At 57.6% G+C, this 16,064-nt stretch carries 12 protein-coding genes; 1 reads left to right on the plus strand and 11 read right to left on the minus strand.

What is annotated here, in order from left to right:
* The 3 genes from efeO to putP all read right to left on the minus strand — a co-directional run bounded on the left by efeO (position 1) and on the right by putP (position 3,731).
* Positions 1 to 1,116 (minus strand): iron uptake system protein EfeO, encoded by a 1,116-nt coding sequence (efeO, locus tag AC2CF9_RS03700; protein WP_484556275.1) that lies wholly within the window; start codon positions 1,114 to 1,116, stop codon positions 1 to 3.
* Between the two features lie 41 nt (positions 1,117 to 1,157).
* Positions 1,158 to 1,991 (minus strand): iron uptake transporter permease EfeU, encoded by an 834-nt coding sequence (gene efeU, locus AC2CF9_RS03705; protein WP_150016346.1) that lies wholly within the window; start codon positions 1,989 to 1,991, stop codon positions 1,158 to 1,160.
* 255 nt (positions 1,992 to 2,246) lie between these two features.
* Complete coding sequence (putP, locus tag AC2CF9_RS03710) at positions 2,247 to 3,731, minus strand: sodium/proline symporter PutP (RefSeq protein WP_150016347.1); 1,485 nt, start codon at positions 3,729 to 3,731, stop codon at positions 2,247 to 2,249.
* Between the two features lie 525 nt (positions 3,732 to 4,256).
* Between putP and putA the strand changes: the two genes are divergently transcribed.
* Complete coding sequence (gene putA / locus AC2CF9_RS03715) at positions 4,257 to 8,201, plus strand: trifunctional transcriptional regulator/proline dehydrogenase/L-glutamate gamma-semialdehyde dehydrogenase (RefSeq protein WP_484556276.1); 3,945 nt, start codon at positions 4,257 to 4,259, stop codon at positions 8,199 to 8,201.
* A 480-nt stretch (positions 8,202 to 8,681) separates the two neighbouring features.
* Here the strand turns inward: putA and AC2CF9_RS03720 are convergent, their stop codons facing one another.
* The 8 genes from AC2CF9_RS03720 to AC2CF9_RS03755 form a co-directional block, all read right to left on the minus strand.
* On the minus strand, positions 8,682 to 9,761 hold the full coding sequence (locus tag AC2CF9_RS03720) for an acyltransferase family protein (RefSeq protein WP_071667939.1): 1,080 nt from the start codon (positions 9,759 to 9,761) through the stop codon (positions 8,682 to 8,684).
* A 399-nt stretch (positions 9,762 to 10,160) separates the two neighbouring features.
* Positions 10,161 to 10,913, minus strand: coding sequence for an L-cystine ABC transporter ATP-binding protein TcyN (gene tcyN, locus AC2CF9_RS03725; RefSeq protein WP_484556277.1), 753 nt, complete (start codon positions 10,911 to 10,913; stop codon positions 10,161 to 10,163).
* Positions 10,910 to 11,578, minus strand: coding sequence for a cystine ABC transporter permease (tcyL, locus tag AC2CF9_RS03730; RefSeq protein WP_150016351.1), 669 nt, complete (start codon positions 11,576 to 11,578; stop codon positions 10,910 to 10,912). Before tcyL ends, tcyN begins: the two co-directional genes overlap by 4 nt.
* Complete coding sequence (gene tcyJ / locus AC2CF9_RS03735) at positions 11,578 to 12,378, minus strand: cystine ABC transporter substrate-binding protein (protein ID WP_288656688.1); 801 nt, start codon at positions 12,376 to 12,378, stop codon at positions 11,578 to 11,580. Before tcyJ ends, tcyL begins: the two co-directional genes overlap by 1 nt.
* Before the next feature lie 164 nt (positions 12,379 to 12,542).
* Positions 12,543 to 13,529 (minus strand): D-cysteine desulfhydrase, encoded by a 987-nt coding sequence (locus AC2CF9_RS03740; protein ID WP_484556278.1) that lies wholly within the window; start codon positions 13,527 to 13,529, stop codon positions 12,543 to 12,545.
* A gap of 129 nt (positions 13,530 to 13,658) precedes the next feature.
* Entirely contained in the window at positions 13,659 to 14,162 is a 504-nt protein-coding gene (fliZ, locus tag AC2CF9_RS03745) for a flagella biosynthesis regulatory protein FliZ (RefSeq protein ID WP_065649049.1), read from the minus strand.
* Positions 14,163 to 14,210: 48 nt separating this feature from the next.
* Positions 14,211 to 14,933 (minus strand): RNA polymerase sigma factor FliA, encoded by a 723-nt coding sequence (locus AC2CF9_RS03750; RefSeq protein ID WP_039385048.1) that lies wholly within the window; start codon positions 14,931 to 14,933, stop codon positions 14,211 to 14,213.
* 140 nt (positions 14,934 to 15,073) lie between these two features.
* Positions 15,074 to 16,045, minus strand: a complete 972-nt coding sequence (locus AC2CF9_RS03755; RefSeq protein ID WP_484556279.1) for an HNH endonuclease signature motif containing protein — start codon at positions 16,043 to 16,045, stop codon at positions 15,074 to 15,076.
* Positions 16,046 to 16,064 lie beyond the last annotated feature (19 nt).

Below are 16,064 nucleotides of genomic sequence, written 5' to 3' on the forward strand. Positions count from 1 at the left end.
TTAATCGAGGCCCAGCGTGCCGCGCAGCAGAGAGAGATCTTCAGCCAGCACGGTAATCGGTGCTTTTAACGCATTGCGATCGGCCGCGGTCAGCTTCTCATAGGATGCATAACCCTCAGCCGTACGGTATTTATCCAGTATTGCGTCAACTTTGTTGAAATTAGTATCGATTTTCGCCAGAAGCTGCGGATTTCGCTGCTGCAACAGTGGGCGCAGCAGCGACACAATTTTCTGCGCGCCGTCGACATTTGCCCGGAAATCAGACAGGTCAGTGCGGCTGTAACGATCTTCCTCGCCGGAAATTTTGCTCGAAGCCACCTCTTCAATCAGACCCGCTGCGCCGCCCACGACTTTAACCGGCGCAAATGCCAGTGCGCTGATGCGCGCCTGCAGCGCTTTAACATCGTCATTCAGCTGACTGGCGAATGGCGCGGCACCGGTCGTTGTGCGATCGGCAAACAGCAGCTTCTCCAGCCGGTGGAAACCGGTAAATTTAGGATCCGCTGCTTTCTGCTCAAAATCATCTTCGCGCGCGTCGATACTGCCATCCAGATCGGAGAAGAGTTCAGCAACAGGCTCAATACGCTCGTAGTGGGCGCGGGTCGGCGCATAGAGCGCTCTCGCCTTATCACCGTCGCCTGCATTAATCGCTGCCGTAAACGCTTTGGTGCTGCTTACCAGCGCGTTAACTTCATTCAGGACGTACGCTTTGTAGTCGGCGATAGGCTGAGCCAGCTGCAGCAGCGCTTTCTGCTCTGGCGTTGATGACTGCCCCGATCCGGCTACCGTCAGTTTGCCTTTCGGATTACTCAGCAGACCGCAGGTCATCTCATACTCACCCGCTTCCAGATTTGCCGTCAGCTTCTGCGTAAAGCCCGGCGCGATATTTTCCCGCTCCTCGACCACCATGACCCCTTTCAGGATCTCCCACTCCAGCGCTTTCTGACTATGGTTTTTGATAATGAACTGGCTTTTACCCGCCGGCACGTTCAGCGTCATAGGCTCACACTGTTTATCCGTAACGGTGACGGTGAACTGCGGGATCTCTGCAGCGGCTGCAGCCCCGGAAAGCAGCAGCGCGACGACAGAGGCGGTAGCGCGTAACGTGGTATTCATGATGGTATCCGTGTTAAAGAGTCAGATTAAAAAAACAGGGATTAGCGCAGGCTGCGTGCGGCAGCCGGAGCAGGAGGCGCCGGGAAAAAAAACAGCAGCAGTGCCGGCACCAGGTAGAGCAGCCAGGCTGCAACCTCACTGACGCTGGGCGCTTCCTGATAGCCGAGCAGGCCTTCAAGCAGCGTACCGGCCAGAGAGTGCACAGAGAGCACGCTGCTTATATCAAACGCCGTTGCCTGGAAGTGGTTCCACAATCCCGCCTCATGGAAAGCGCGGATTGCGCCGGCCGCAAGCCCGGCGGCAACAAACAGAATGAACAGGCTGCTCCAGCGGAAAAAATGGGCCAGATTAAGCCGGACGCCGCCGTAGTAGATCAGCGTACCGAGCAGCGCTGCGGTCAGCAGGCCGAGCAGCGCGCCCGCGGGCGGGGCGTAGCCCACATCCTGCGTAAACGCTGCCAGCAGAAAGAACACTGACTCCAGCCCCTCGCGCGCTACGGCGAGAAACACCATAATCACCAGCGGCAGGCCGCTGCCGCCCCGCTTTGCCAGAGCCTGATCTACTGACTTCTCCAGCGTCAGGCGCATGCTGCGCGCAACTTTGCGCATCCAGAACACCATGGTGGTCAGCATCACAACCGCAATCAGCGCTACCACACCTTCAAACAGCTCCTGCTGCTTCTGCGGAAACTCACCGGTCGTGGCATTGATGGCGATACCCAGTCCCGCACAGAGCACAATGGCCGCTATTACCCCGCCCCACATCGCCGGGAACCACCGGGTGCGTCCGGTGCGCTTCAGATAGCTGGCGATCAGGCTGACAATCAGCGCCGCTTCCAGGCCTTCCCGGAGCATAATGAGAAACGGAACAAACATCGTTTGCCTCTTAAGTGTTTAGCAGGGTAAATCTGTCGTAAAAAAACGTAAAGTGCGAACGATATCGATTATCATTATCGCCGTAAAAAAAACAAGTCACTGCGGGAAATTATTTTGCTGCACGGGGGAGAAGTCAGAGGATTACGGTTCAGAAAAGTCGTCGGGCTCGCGTTGCCTGACGCCTCAACGTGAAAAGGAGGCACATTACTGTGCCTCCTTTTTGATAGCGGTGCCGCAACGCACCGCGCGAATACCTTAATCTGCCTGGTATTCCGCTTCCGCAGCGGCAAACCGCTGCTGCGCGGCGGCAGAAGGAGCTTTGCCCATCAGGCTGAAGACCACAATCGCGATGCTGGCAAAGATGAAGCCTGGAATAATTTCATACAGCTCAGCGTAACCGTACTGTTTCCACAGCAGCACCGTCGCGGCACCAATGACCATTCCCGCCAGCGCGCCGTTACGCGTCATGCGTTTCCAGCAGACACCAAACAGTACTACCGGACCAAACGCCGCGCCAAAGCCAGCCCAGGCGTAGCTCACCAGGCCCAGCACCCGGTTATCCGGATTGGATGCCAGCGCAATAGCAATCAGTGCAATCAGCAGCACCATGGCCCGTCCGACCCATACCAGCTCCTGCTGGCCGGCATTTTTACGCAGGAAGCCCTTATAGAGATCTTCCGTCAGCGCACTTGAACAGACCAGCAGCTGGCAGCTCAGAGTGGACATAACCGCAGCAAGAATGGCCGAAAGCAGAATACCGGCGATCCACGGGTTAAACAGAATACGCGTCAGCTCAATAAAGATACGTTCTCCATTCTCTGTAACGCCCGCAGCCTGCGCCGGGTTATTCTGGAAGTAGGCGATACCAAAGAAGCCTACGGCCACCGCGCCCGCCAGGCAGAAGATCATCCACGCCATGCCGATGCGACGCGCAGTGCGGATAGAGCGATGGGAGTCTGCCGCCATAAAGCGTGCCAGGATATGCGGCTGGCCGAAATAGCCCAGCCCCCAGCCCAGCAGCGAGATGACCGCGACAAAATTGAGCCCCTTGAGCATATCGAGGTTTTCGATGCTCTTTTCGCGGATCACCGTCAGTGAATCATCAAAGCCGCCCACGGCGATAATGACAATCACCGGCGTCAGGATCAGCGCAAAAATCATCAGCGTCGCCTGCACCGTATCGGTCCAGCTTACGGCCAGGAAGCCGCCCACCAGCGTATAGAGAATGGTGGCCGCTGCGCCCGCCCAGATAGCGGTCTGGTAATCCATACCAAAGGTGCTTTCAAACAGGCGCGCACCGGCCACCACGCCTGAAGCGCAGTAAATGGTGAAGAAAATCAGGATAACCACCGCGGAGATCACGCGCAGCAGTTTGCTTTTGTCTTCGAAGCGGCTGGTAAAGAAGTCAGGCAGCGTCAGCGCATTATCGTGATGCTCGGTCTGCACGCGCAGACGACCCGCCACAATTTTCCAGTTCAGCCAGGCGCCAATTGTCAGGCCGATAGCGATCCAGCTTTCAGAGATACCGGACAGGAAGATGGCACCAGGCAGGCCCATCAGCAGCCAGCCGCTCATGTCGGAGGCACCGGCTGAGAGAGCCGTAACAAAACTGCCCAGGCTGCGGCCGCCCAGAATATAATCATCAAAGTTTTTTGTTGACCGGTAAGCGATAAACCCTATCAGCACCATCCCAAGGATATAAACAACAAAGGTCACCAGCATTGGTGTACTTATACTCATACTCTCTCCACTTATTATGTAATTGCTTAAGAGAAATTGTTTGCCCGTCCTGCCTTAAAGCGGTAGCCGGACGTCTCCCTGGCACGACGTATCACTTACCCATCTTTGTGACGGCAATCAAACATACGGCAGCACCGGAACGGGGTGGCCACTGCGCGTTACCGCCGCCAGAGAAGCAAATTTCTCTTAAGGCGCGGTATCCTGCCGCAAAGGTGCGATGCGCACAATGGATTTAACACAGCTGTTACCTGAGTTTCACCTCTCTTTCTCATTTCTTTGCTCAAAAGTTGCGCCCGTTCAAACTTTTGGTTGCACCAGAAACGCCATTTTTTGCGGTTTAGTGAACCTGGTTGCAACTCTGGCGAGATTCTTGCAGCAAGAAACGTGCCGTTTCTTTACAGTTAACAAACAAACGGCTTTCAGGCATGCAATCTGGGTCACATTTAACACGGTTGCACAAAGTTGCAACATGAGTGATAGTGCAGCCCACGCTGATGTTGATTTATTTTTCAAGACGAGGAATTCATGGGAACAACTACCATGGGGGTGAAGCTGGATGAAGCCACCCGCGAGCGCATTAAGCTGGCAGCACAGAAGGTTGACCGCACATCTCACTGGCTGATTAAGCAGGCTATTTTCAATTACTTAACCCAGCTTGAAGCGGGCGAAACCCTGCCGGAAATTCCCCTGCAGACCAGTGAAACCACGGCGGAAGAGAACCTGCCCGAAGAGAGTCTGCAGCCGTTCCTCGACTTTGCTGAACATATTCTGCCGCAGTCGGTTACCCGCTCCGCGATTACCGCCGCATGGCGCCGGCCTGAGACAGAAGCGGTGCCGATGCTGCTGGAGCAGGCGCGCCTGCCCGCTCCGCTGGCAGAGAAAACTCATCAGCTGGCTTATAGCCTCGCTGACAAGCTGCGGCACCAAAAAGGTGCAACCGGACGCGCCGGAATGGTGCAAAGCCTGCTGCAGGAGTTCTCCCTCTCCTCGCAGGAGGGCGTGGCGCTGATGTGCCTGGCAGAAGCGCTGCTGCGTATTCCGGATAAACCGACCCGTGACGCGCTGATCCGCGACAAAATCAGCAACGGTAACTGGCAGTCGCACCTGGGCCGCAGCTCATCGATGTTTGTTAACGCCGCGACCTGGGGCCTGCTGTTTACCGGACGCCTGGTCTCAACCCATAACGAAGCGAGCATGTCCCGCTCGCTGAACCGTATTATCGGCAAAAGCGGCGAGCCGCTGGTGCGCAAAGGCGTGGATATGGCCATGCGCCTGATGGGCGAGCAGTTCGTTACCGGCGAGACCATCGCTGAGGCGCTGGCCAACGCCCGTAAGCTGGAAGAGAAAGGCTTCCGCTACTCCTACGATATGCTCGGTGAAGCGGCTCTGACCGCCGCTGATGCTAAAGCCTATCTGCTCTCTTATCAGCAGGCGATCCATGCGATTGGTAAAGCCTCTAACGGCCGTGGCATCTATGAAGGCCCGGGGATCTCGATCAAGCTCTCTGCGCTGCATCCGCGCTACAGCCGCGCCCAGTACGATCGCGTTATGGAAGAGCTTTATCCGATCCTGAAATCGCTGACGCTGCTGGCGCGTTCATATGATATCGGCATCAATATCGATGCCGAAGAAGCCGATCGCCTTGAGCTGTCGCTGGATCTGCTGGAAAAACTCTGCTTTGAGCCTGAGCTGGAAGGCTGGAACGGGATTGGCTTTGTGATTCAGGCTTACCAGAAACGCTGCCCGATGCTGATCGACTCGCTGGTCGATCTGGCACAGCGCAGCCGTCGCCGCCTGATGATCCGTCTGGTGAAAGGCGCCTACTGGGATAGCGAAATCAAGCGTGCGCAGATGGAAGGCCTTGAAGGCTATCCGGTCTATACCCGCAAGGTATACACCGATATCTCCTATCTCGCCTGCGCCCGCAAACTGCTGGCGGTACCGAGCCAGATCTACCCGCAGTTTGCCACCCATAACGCCCACACGCTGGCCGCTATCTACAACCTGGCGGGTAATAATTACTATCCGGGTCAGTATGAGTTCCAGTGCCTGCACGGCATGGGCGAGCCGCTCTATGAACAGGTGGTGGGCAAAGTGGCCGATGGCAAACTCAGCCGCCCCTGCCGTATTTACGCGCCGGTAGGCACGCACGAAACGCTGCTGGCTTACCTGGTACGTCGTCTGCTGGAAAACGGCGCCAACACCTCCTTTGTTAACCGGATCGCCGATAAGAGCCTGCCGATAGATGAGCTGGTTGCCGACCCGGTGGTAGCGGTGGAAAAAATGGGCGCAGCCGAAGGCGCCGTGGGTCTGCCACATCCGAAAATCCCGCTGCCGCGCGATCTCTATGGCGACAAGCGTCCGAACTCAGCGGGTCTCGACCTCGCCAATGAACATCGCCTCGCCTCACTCTCCAGCGCCCTGCTGAACAGCGCCAGCCAGCCGTGGGTGGCTCAGCCGATGATCGAGGGCACCCTGGAAACAGGTGTCAGCCAGCCGGTACTGAACCCGGCGGCGCCGGCTGACGTGGTCGGCAGCGTGCGTGAAGCCACCGAAACCGAAGTCTCTGCTGCGCTGGATGCGGCGGTCAGCGCCGGGCCAATCTGGTTCGCGACTCCGCCAGCCGAACGCGCGGCGATCCTCGATCGTGCCGGTCAGGCGATGGAAGCGCAGATGCAGCAGCTGATTGGTCTGCTGGTGCGTGAAGCGGGCAAAACATACAATAACGCCATCGCCGAAGTGCGCGAAGCGGTCGATTTCCTCTACTACTATGCGGGCATGGTACGCGATGATTTTGACAATGAAACGCATCGTCCGCTGGGTCCGGTAGTCTGTATCAGCCCGTGGAACTTCCCGCTGGCGATCTTTACCGGCCAGATTGCCGCCGCGCTTGCCGCCGGCAACAGCGTGCTGGCAAAACCGGCCGAGCAGACGCCACTTATCGCCGCGCAGGCGGTGCAGATCCTGCTGGATGCAGGCGTTCCCGCCGGCGTGCTGCAGCTGCTGCCCGGCCAGGGTGAAACCGTGGGCGCACAGCTCACCGGCGATGAGCGCGTGCGCGGCGTTATGTTCACCGGCTCAACCGCCGTGGCAACGCTGCTGCAGCGTAATCTTGCCGGTCGTCTCGATCCGCAGGGGCGTCCAACGCCGCTGATCGCAGAAACCGGCGGCATGAACGCCATGATCGTCGACTCCTCTGCCCTCACCGAACAGGTGGTGGTGGATATCGTTGCCTCCGCGTTTGACAGCGCCGGCCAGCGCTGCTCGGCGCTGCGTCTGCTCTGTATTCAGGAAGATGCCGCCGATCACACCATTAAGATGCTGCGCGGCGCGATGGCGGAGTGCCGCATGGGCAACCCGGAGCGTCTTTCAACTGATATCGGTCCGGTTATCGACCAGGAAGCGAAAGCGGGCATCGAGCGTCACATTCAGGCGATGCGCAACAAAGGCTTTACCGTTTATCAGGCGGTGCAGGAGAATGCGCAGGACCGTAAAGAGTGGGAGAGCGGCACCTTTATCAAACCCACGCTGATTGAGCTGGATCAGGTCAGCGATCTCGATAAAGAGATCTTCGGACCGGTGCTGCACGTGGTGCGCTTCTCACGCAGCAGCCTGCCGCAGCTGATTGAGCAGATCAACGCCACCGGCTATGGCCTGACGCTTGGCGTACATACGCGTATTGATGAAACCATCGCTCAGGTTACTGCAAACGCGCACGTCGGCAACCTCTATGTGAACCGTAATATGGTCGGTGCCGTAGTAGGCGTGCAGCCGTTTGGCGGCGAAGGCCTCTCCGGTACCGGCCCGAAAGCGGGCGGCCCGCTCTATCTTTATCGCCTGCTGGCACATCGTCCGGATGGCGCGCTGCGCCTGACCTTCGATCGTCAGGATGCGGAGCAGCCGGTCGACAGCAGCGTGCGTACAACGCTGATGGGCGCACACCAGGCACTGCAGAACTGGGCGCAGGATAAGCCAGCATTGCAGGCGCTGTGCCAGCGTTACGATGAGCTTTCGCAGGCGGGCACGGTGCGTCTGCTGCCGGGCCCGACGGGCGAACGTAACACCTTCAGCCTGCTGCCGCGCGAACGCGTGCTCTGCCTGGCCGATAATGAGCAGGATGCACTGATCCAGCTGGCCGCGGTAACCAGCGTCGGCAGTCAGGCGCTGTGGCAGGATGATGAGCTGCATCGCGCCCTGCTGAAAGCGCTGCCGCCGGCAGTACAGCAGCGCATCCGGCTGGCCAAAGATGCCCTGTCCGGTGAGTTTGATGCGGTGATCTACCACGGTGATGCCGATCAGCTGCGTACGCTGTGTGCCGATATCGCGGCACGCGAGGGCGCGATTGTTTCCGTCCAGGGCTTTGCCCGCGGAGAAACCAATCTGCTGCTGGAGCGGTTGCTGATTGAACGCTCGCTGAGCGTCAACACCGCAGCAGCGGGCGGCAACGCCAGCCTGATGACCATCGGTTAATCCCCGTTTCATCACAGTAAAGGGCCCCCTGCGGGCCCTTTTTTATTGCGGGTTTGCCCGGGACGCATGAATGTAGCCAGGGACGCATTAATGCGTCCCCTACGGTGGGAATTATTGTACCCACAGGGGCGCCATTAATGGCGCCCGGAAACCAGCATCGGCGCACGAATGTGGCCAGGGACGCATGAATGCGTCCCCTACGATGGGAATTATTGTATCCACAGGGGCGCCATTAATGGCGCCCGAACATCACCAGGGACGCATTAATGCGTCCCCTACGGTTGGCATTGTTATCCCGTAGGGGCGCCATTAATGGCGCCCGAACATCACCAGGGACGCATCAATGCGTCCCCTACGACGGGAATTATTGTATCCGCAGGGGCGTCATTAATGGCGCCCAAACACCACCGTCGGCGCATAAATAAGCAGGGGACGCATAAATGCGTCCCCTGCGGTTGGAATTGTTGCGCCTGTATTTACCTACGCTGCTTTGCGACGCTTCATGCCGATCAGCGTCGGGAACAGGAACAGCGACTGACCCAGGCCGCGGTTGGTCAGTGACCAGACCGCTACTGAACAGAGCGAGCAGATCCCGACGATTGCCAGCGGATAGAAACAGGCCCACAGCACGGAGAACCACGCCTGCTCAAACAGGTGATGACGCTGGGCAAACAGAATCGCCGACATCCCGAAAAACTCAATAAAGATGCGGTGAATAACGTAGATTTGCAGCGTATTGCGCCCTACCCAGTTGAAAAAACGCATACTGAAATGCTGATTAAGCCAGCGGCAGGCCGCCACGCTTACCAGCACGGCGATGACGCACATAAACAGGCTCTTATCGAGGCCCATAATCACGTGAAGTCCCGTCAGCGCGGCGAGTGCCGCCCACGGCAGCAGATTTTCGCGGCGCAGTTCGCTCAGGCGCAGCATCACCGGACTCCAGAATGCGCCCAGCAGGAAGAACAGGAAATATTGCGCGACGCTCTGCGGCCCCCAGTAAGGAATGATTTTTTCCACTGCCAGATAATTCAGTACCACCGCCACAACCAGCAGCGCGATTTTCTGCTGATGGAAAATTTTTGCACACAGGAAGTAGATCGCCAGGCCATACAGATACCAGGAGGTACTCATCGCCATAAACGTCAGCTTAAGAAACTCCAGCAGTGAACCGGCATAGGCGGCATTAAGATTTTGCGAAATGCGTTGCCCGGTGATTTCTGTAGAAATCCCGACAATTGACCACCACTGAATAAAGCCCCACAAAATATAGAGATAAAACAGATTGGTAATGCGGCTGGTAAATACCTGTTTCCATGAACGATTTAAAATACCATTAGTCGCCAGCAGGCCGGAAACAAAAAAGAATGCCGGCATACGTAATGGCGACAGTACCGTATTAAACTGCACCCATATTTCCGCCGGAAACCATCCGGCACTCAAATATTTTATTGTTGTTTCAAATCCCGGTAATACGGTGTGATAGAGAACCACCAGCAAAATACAGGCACCTTTCAGTGTATTTATCCAGCCTATATCATTTTTCCCGTTATCTTTCATCAGGTTGACTCCTAAAGCTGTGTAGGTCTGTAAGAGGTAAACGCATTAATAATCAGTTCGTGAGTTATGGTTATTAAACGATTATTCAACAGCACTGCGGGGAGTGTATCTGGCGAAAGTCCTAAATTGTCTTTCCTGGCCCTGATGCAACAAGACTTTACGTTAATCAAAATGCATTTACATCTGCCTGAAGCAGCGTCGGGAGTTGTAAACTGTGATTCAGGAAAAATAATCAGTAAGAAAAGCTGCTGTTTAATTAAGAGCAATCTGTAAACAGAGAAGCCAGTTAATAATTTAGCAATAAGACAATTATATGACGATGCACCAAAAGGATAAGAGAAACGCGGAAGGATATGATAACAGCGTAATAAATAAGGGCCAGCGAACCGGCCCTGAATATTACTGATTAAGAAATTTATCCAGGAATTGTCGGGTACGAGCCTGCTGCGGATTGCTGAACAGGGTTCTGGCTTCCCCTTGCTCCACAATGCGCCCCTGATCCATGAAGATAGCGCGGTCGGCCACGTCACGCGCAAAACTCATCTCATGCGTGACGATCACCATGGTCCGTTTCTCCTGCGCCAGGGCGCGAATGGTGTTCAGCACCTCGCCGACCAGCTCCGGATCGAGCGCAGAGGTCGGTTCATCAAACAGAATCACCTCCGGGCGCATCGCCAGCGCGCGGGCAATGGCCACCCGCTGCTGCTGTCCGCCGGAAAGCCGGCGTGGGAAGCTCGCCTCTTTACCCGTCAGCCCGACCTTCTCCAGCAGCTGACGTGCCTGCGCCTGCGCTTCTGCTTTCGGCTCACCTTTAACGATCACCGGTCCTTCAATAATGTTTTCCAGCACCGAACGATGCGGGAACAGATTGAAGTTCTGAAACACAAACCCGACCTGCTGGCGCAGCTGACGCACCTTCTCTTTCTGCTTGTTAAGACTCAGGCTGGCGTCAATGGTGATGCCGCCTACCGTCACGCTGCCCTGATCCGGTACTTCCAGCAGATTGATACTGCGCAGCAGCGTGGTTTTTCCCGAGCCGCTGGGGCCGATAATCGCCACCACCTCTCCGGCAGCCACGTCGAGATCGATGCCGTGCAGCACCGTCTGCCCGTGAAATTTTTTCACCAGCTGGCGGACTTCAATTGCACTCATTTCTCCTCCCGATCCTGACGATTAACGTGCGCTTCAAGACGGTTCTGCAGCGCGGAGAGCACGGTCGCCATGATCCAGTAGATCAGCGAGGCGGCCAGATACATAGTAAACACCTCCAGCGTGCGTGAGGTGATTAACTGCGCCTGACGAAACAGCTCCGGCACCTGAATAGTGGCCGCCAGCGAGGTATCCTTGACCAGGCTGATAAAGCTGTTACCGAGCGGCGGCAGCGCAGTCCGCGCCGCCTGCGGCAGGATCACCCGGCGCAGCGTCTGCCACGGGGTCATGCCAATGCTGGCTGCCGCTTCCCACTGCCCGCGCTCGATAGAGGCGATAGCACCGCGCAGCGACTCTGACGCATAGGCCGCCGTGTTCAGCGACAGACCAATCATCGCAGAGGGAATGGGATCGAGTTCGATGCCAAACTGCGGCAGGCCGTAGTAGATCATAAACAGCTGGGCGATCAGCGGCGTGCCGCGGAACACCGAGACATAGATGCGCGCCAGCCAGTTCACCGGCCAGAAGCGCGACAGGCGCATCAGGGCAAGGATAAAGCCCAGCAGCAGACCAAAGAACATCCCGCCGATGCTGAGCTGCAGCGTAAACAGTGCCCCTTTAAGTAAAAAAGGTGCTGAATCCAGCACCAGATGTACGCTCTCCAGCATTATTTCGTCACGTCCGTGCCAAACCATTTATCAGAGAGTTTTTTCAGCGAGCCATCTTTCTGCATCTCTGCAATCGCCTGATCGATCGCTTTCAGCAGATCGTCGTTACCCTTACGCACCGCCACGCCTGCTTCCAGGCGCGAGAACGCCGGACCTGCGACGGCCATGGTGTCACCGGTTTTCTTCACCAGATCGAGCGCGGCCAGGCGATCGACCAGAATGGCGTTCAGGCGGCCGGAGCGCAGATCCTGATATTTTGTCGGGTCGTCATCATAGGTGCGGATATCGACGCCTTTGACGTTATCACGCAACCACTGCTCATAGTTGGAGCCGAGGCCGACGCCCACTTTTTTCCCCGCCAGGTCCTCAGGTTTGGTAATGGTGCCGGCGTTTTTCTTCAGCGTCAGCGCCTGCACGCCCGAGATGGTGTACGGCGTGGAGAAGTCATACTTCTTTTTACGCTCATCGGAGATAGTGACCTGGTTTATCACCACGTCGATACGTTTTGAATCGAGCGACGCCAGCATGCCGTCCCACTTGGTCGGCTTCAGCGCTGCTTTTACGCCGAGATGCTGCGCCAGCTCCTGCGCAAACTCCACCTCAAAGCCGGTCAGTTTGCCGCGCTCATCCTGAAAACTGAACGGCGGATAGGTGCCTTCAAGGCCCACGCGCAGCTCGCCTTTATTTTTAATCTGTGCCAGCAAATCTTCAGCGGCAAAGGTTTTTGCGTTGATGCCTGCGAGCAGCGCCACCGCCATCATTCCCATCGCCAGCGGGCGACGAATCAGAGAGAAAGCCATGTTTACCCCGTTATTATCTGTTGTGTGTGTCAGTGCAGGTGCGTCGCGTGACGCACCCTGTAACAGATAGCGTAGTCTTATTATGAACGCCACAGAAATTGCATCTCCGTGGTGACGTTACGCCTCTCTGTGGCAGCGATTATAAAGCGTTTCGTCAGCCTGTCTCATACCGAAGGATGATAAGCAAATAACGCCGGTGCGCCGCCGGTATGCACAAACAGCAGCGGCCCTTCGCGCCGGAAGCGCTTCTGGCTGATACCGTCAATCAGACCGGCCATCGCTTTACCGGTATAGACCGGATCCAGCATGATACCTTCCAGCCGTGCCAGCAGGCGCACTGCCTCCATACCCTCTTCGCTGGGTTCGCCATAGCGCGGCGCGTAGTACTCATCCCAGAGCGTGATCGCCGCCTGCGGCTTCAGCTCCAGCTCCTCTGCCAACGCGCTGCGCAGCCGCTCCACCACCGGCAGCTGCGCGGCTACGCTGCGTGACACTGTCACGCCAACCAGCTCGCTTTCCGGCAGCAGCTGCTCCAGCCCTATCGCCAGACCGGCATGGGTACCGGCGCTGCCGGATGCCACAACCACTGCCGCGAAATCCACCACGCCCTCGCTCTGATGGGCGATCTCCTGAGCACACTCTACGTATCCCAGCGCGCCCAGCGCATTTGAGCCGCCGACCGGCACGATATAGGGGCGATACCCCTGCGCTTCGAGACGTTCTGCGTAGTCGCTGAGCTGCTGGGGCGGATTATCCAGTGCCGCCACCATCTCCGTCTCCACGTCCATCAGATCCAGCAGCAGGCGGTTGCCGTTGGAGAGATAATTTTCTGCCGTGGTGCCAATCGGGTTTTCCAGCAGCGCCACGCACTTCAGGCCGAGTCGCGCCGCCACTGCGGCCGTCTGGCGTACGTGATTGGACTGGATCGCGCCGGCGGTCAGCAGCACATCCGCCCCCTGGCGGAGCGCGTCCGCGGCCAGAAACTCCAGCTTGCGCAGCTTGTTGCCGCCCAGCGCGACCGGCGTAACGTCATCGCGTTTGATAAAAATATCGCGGCCAAGGTAATCGGACAGACGCGGCAGATGCTCCAGCGGCGTAGGTGCGCCAAGCAGCTCAAGACGCGGGAACTGATGCAGAAGATGTAGGGACAATGCAGGCCTCCAGGGCAGTGTGAAGATATCCCTGTAGTGTTGCAGAAGATGCGCTGAGGCGCATCCGGAATTGCGGGATAGCAGCAGCCCGCTGCGGCACCGATCGCCGCAGCGGACATGAATCATTGATCAGCCGCGCTGCCAGCCGAGGAACTGATCGTATTTGCGCAGCGCAATACGGTAGTTGTTATTACCGGCATCGGGCAGATCGTGCTGCAGGCACTCATGCCAGCTGTTGCCGGATAGATTTTCTGCCGGGAAATTTCTCGCTTTCAGCATGTCATCAAGTCGACGCAGGCGCACCACATACTCCCGAATCGTACTGTGGTTCATCTCGGTCTGTTCAAACAGATACTGTTTAAACGCCATGATGTCGAAGTAGTTCGGATGGGTATTACAAAAAATATCGCTGCAGAAACGGCATAGCGCTGTCAGTTCGGGCTGCAGCTTCATCCAGACCTGATCGTCAATCATCTGGTCCATGCGGGCTATCGCCTCTTTATTGATAATCTGGCCACGAAATACCAGCGCCATACGATCTAATACTTTGCCACAGTGTGAACAGTTGCTTTGGCTATGTTTATAGTCTTTAAGATAACGACTTAATGGCCTGACTTTAATTTTGGCTCCCATCGCTGAGTCCCCGGTTTTTTTATTTTTGTTTCCCCAGGACTGAGTCTGTCAGCGCGCTCCCGCTAACCGGGCACGCAGGCGTTTAATCGCCTGACTGTGCAGCTGACTGACGCGGGATTCCCCCACCTCCAGCACCGCGCCAATCTCTTTCAGGTTCAGTTCTTCCTGGTAGTACAGTGTGAGCACGAGCTTTTCGCGTTCGGGCAGCGCCTCGATTGCGTCAATCACGCGTTCACGCAGATTCCCTTCCATCAGCTGATGCAGCGGATTCGCCTCTTCATGGCCCTCTGTCACCAGCTCTGCGCTGTCACCGTGCTCTTCCCGATACTCGTCATAGGAGAAGAGCTGGCTATTGTTGGTATCCAGCAGGATCTGCCGGTACTCCTCCAGCGACACGTTCAGCTGCTGCGCCACCTCCTGCTCCGAGGCTGAGCGGCCGAGCGCCTGCTCCACCTGGTGCATGGCACCGGCCACCTCGCGCGCGTTGCGCCGCACGCTGCGCGGTGCCCAGTCGCGGCTGCGCAGTTCGTCCAGCATGGCGCCGCGAATACGCTGCACGGCGTAGGTGGTAAAGGCGGTGCCCTGCAGCGCGTCGTAGCGCTCCACGGCATTCAGCAGTCCGATGCCCCCAGCCTGCAGCAGATCGTCTAGCTCCACGCTGGCCGGCAGGCGCACCTGCAGACGCAGCGCTTCATGCCGCACGAGGGGAACGTAGCGCTGCCAGAGCGAATGTTTATCCATCACGCCGCCGGCGGTATAGAGATCGTTCACGTTGACTACCCTGCGTTAATTAAGTTATCGGCATGATTATCCAATTCTGTAGCGGTTTCGATTGGCAGAATAGGCGGGCAAAAGCGAGGTTATTTCAAATTAGTGATGGATGGCGGTGGCGTGCACCGCCGTTGCGGACGCTATCTGTTGCGCTGCTGCAACCGCTGCCTTGTGGCAGGCGGCACCGCGGGCCACAGCGCGCAGATTTTGCCCGCCAGCGGCTGATAAGCGAAGCCGTCTTCCGCTTCACTCTCCAGCGCCGCGCTGAGCATCACCTGCCCGGTTTCACCATCAATGCTAATCAGTTTATTGCGGAACAGGCGCTGCAGATCGCTGCGTAAAAACAGGCCGTTATCGACGCTATTATCCGCCAGCAGCCCCGCCTCGCTCTCGTCGGTATTGATATGGCACGCCTCCACCCACGGCCAGCCGTGTGGTTCTGTAAGCGGCGTGCCGGTGATGACGCAGGCGCCGTAGCGCGCTTTTACCGCCGCCAGAAACGCCGCCTGGCTGGCGTGCTGCAGCACGCGGGTTTTCACCCGCCGCCCGACTTCGGTGCCGGGCATCACGGCGGCGGGCGCCGGCTGCTGCGGCGTGCTCAGCACCACGATAAACTGCACCGCGCGCGACAGCGGAAAACAGGGGTGCGCCTGCGCGTCAAACAGCTGCCAGTACGCCTCCTCCTCCTGCTGACGCATCAGCACCAGCCGGTAGCCCCGGCTGGTGAGCAGGTTCTGCGCCGCCGCCGAGTGCGGATCGAGCATCGCATAGACCCGGCTCTCGCCCATCACTTTCCAGCGTCCCGCCTGGCTCACGTCATCGCTGCGGCGAAAATAGAGAAACGCCTGCTGCGTTTTCAGGTAGTGCTCAAAGCGGCGCAGGTAGTTTTTGCGCTCATTGTCATCGCTGATAAACAGCAGTTCGTCGAGCGGACTGTTCAGCGCCTGCTGCGCAAACAGCGCGCGGATCGTCAGCTGCCGATAGCTCACCGGGGGGCTCAGCAGACCGCGTGCGGTAAGCGTTTTTTCGCCGGGATGCTGCTGCGCATAACGCAGCGCGATCTCCTCAAACGAGAGCAGCTCACCCGGTAACAGATCGTAGTTGAAGCGCATCGCCCCTCCCTGAGTGTAA

It is taken from the genome of Pantoea sp. SYBGC1 (assembly GCF_057197005.1).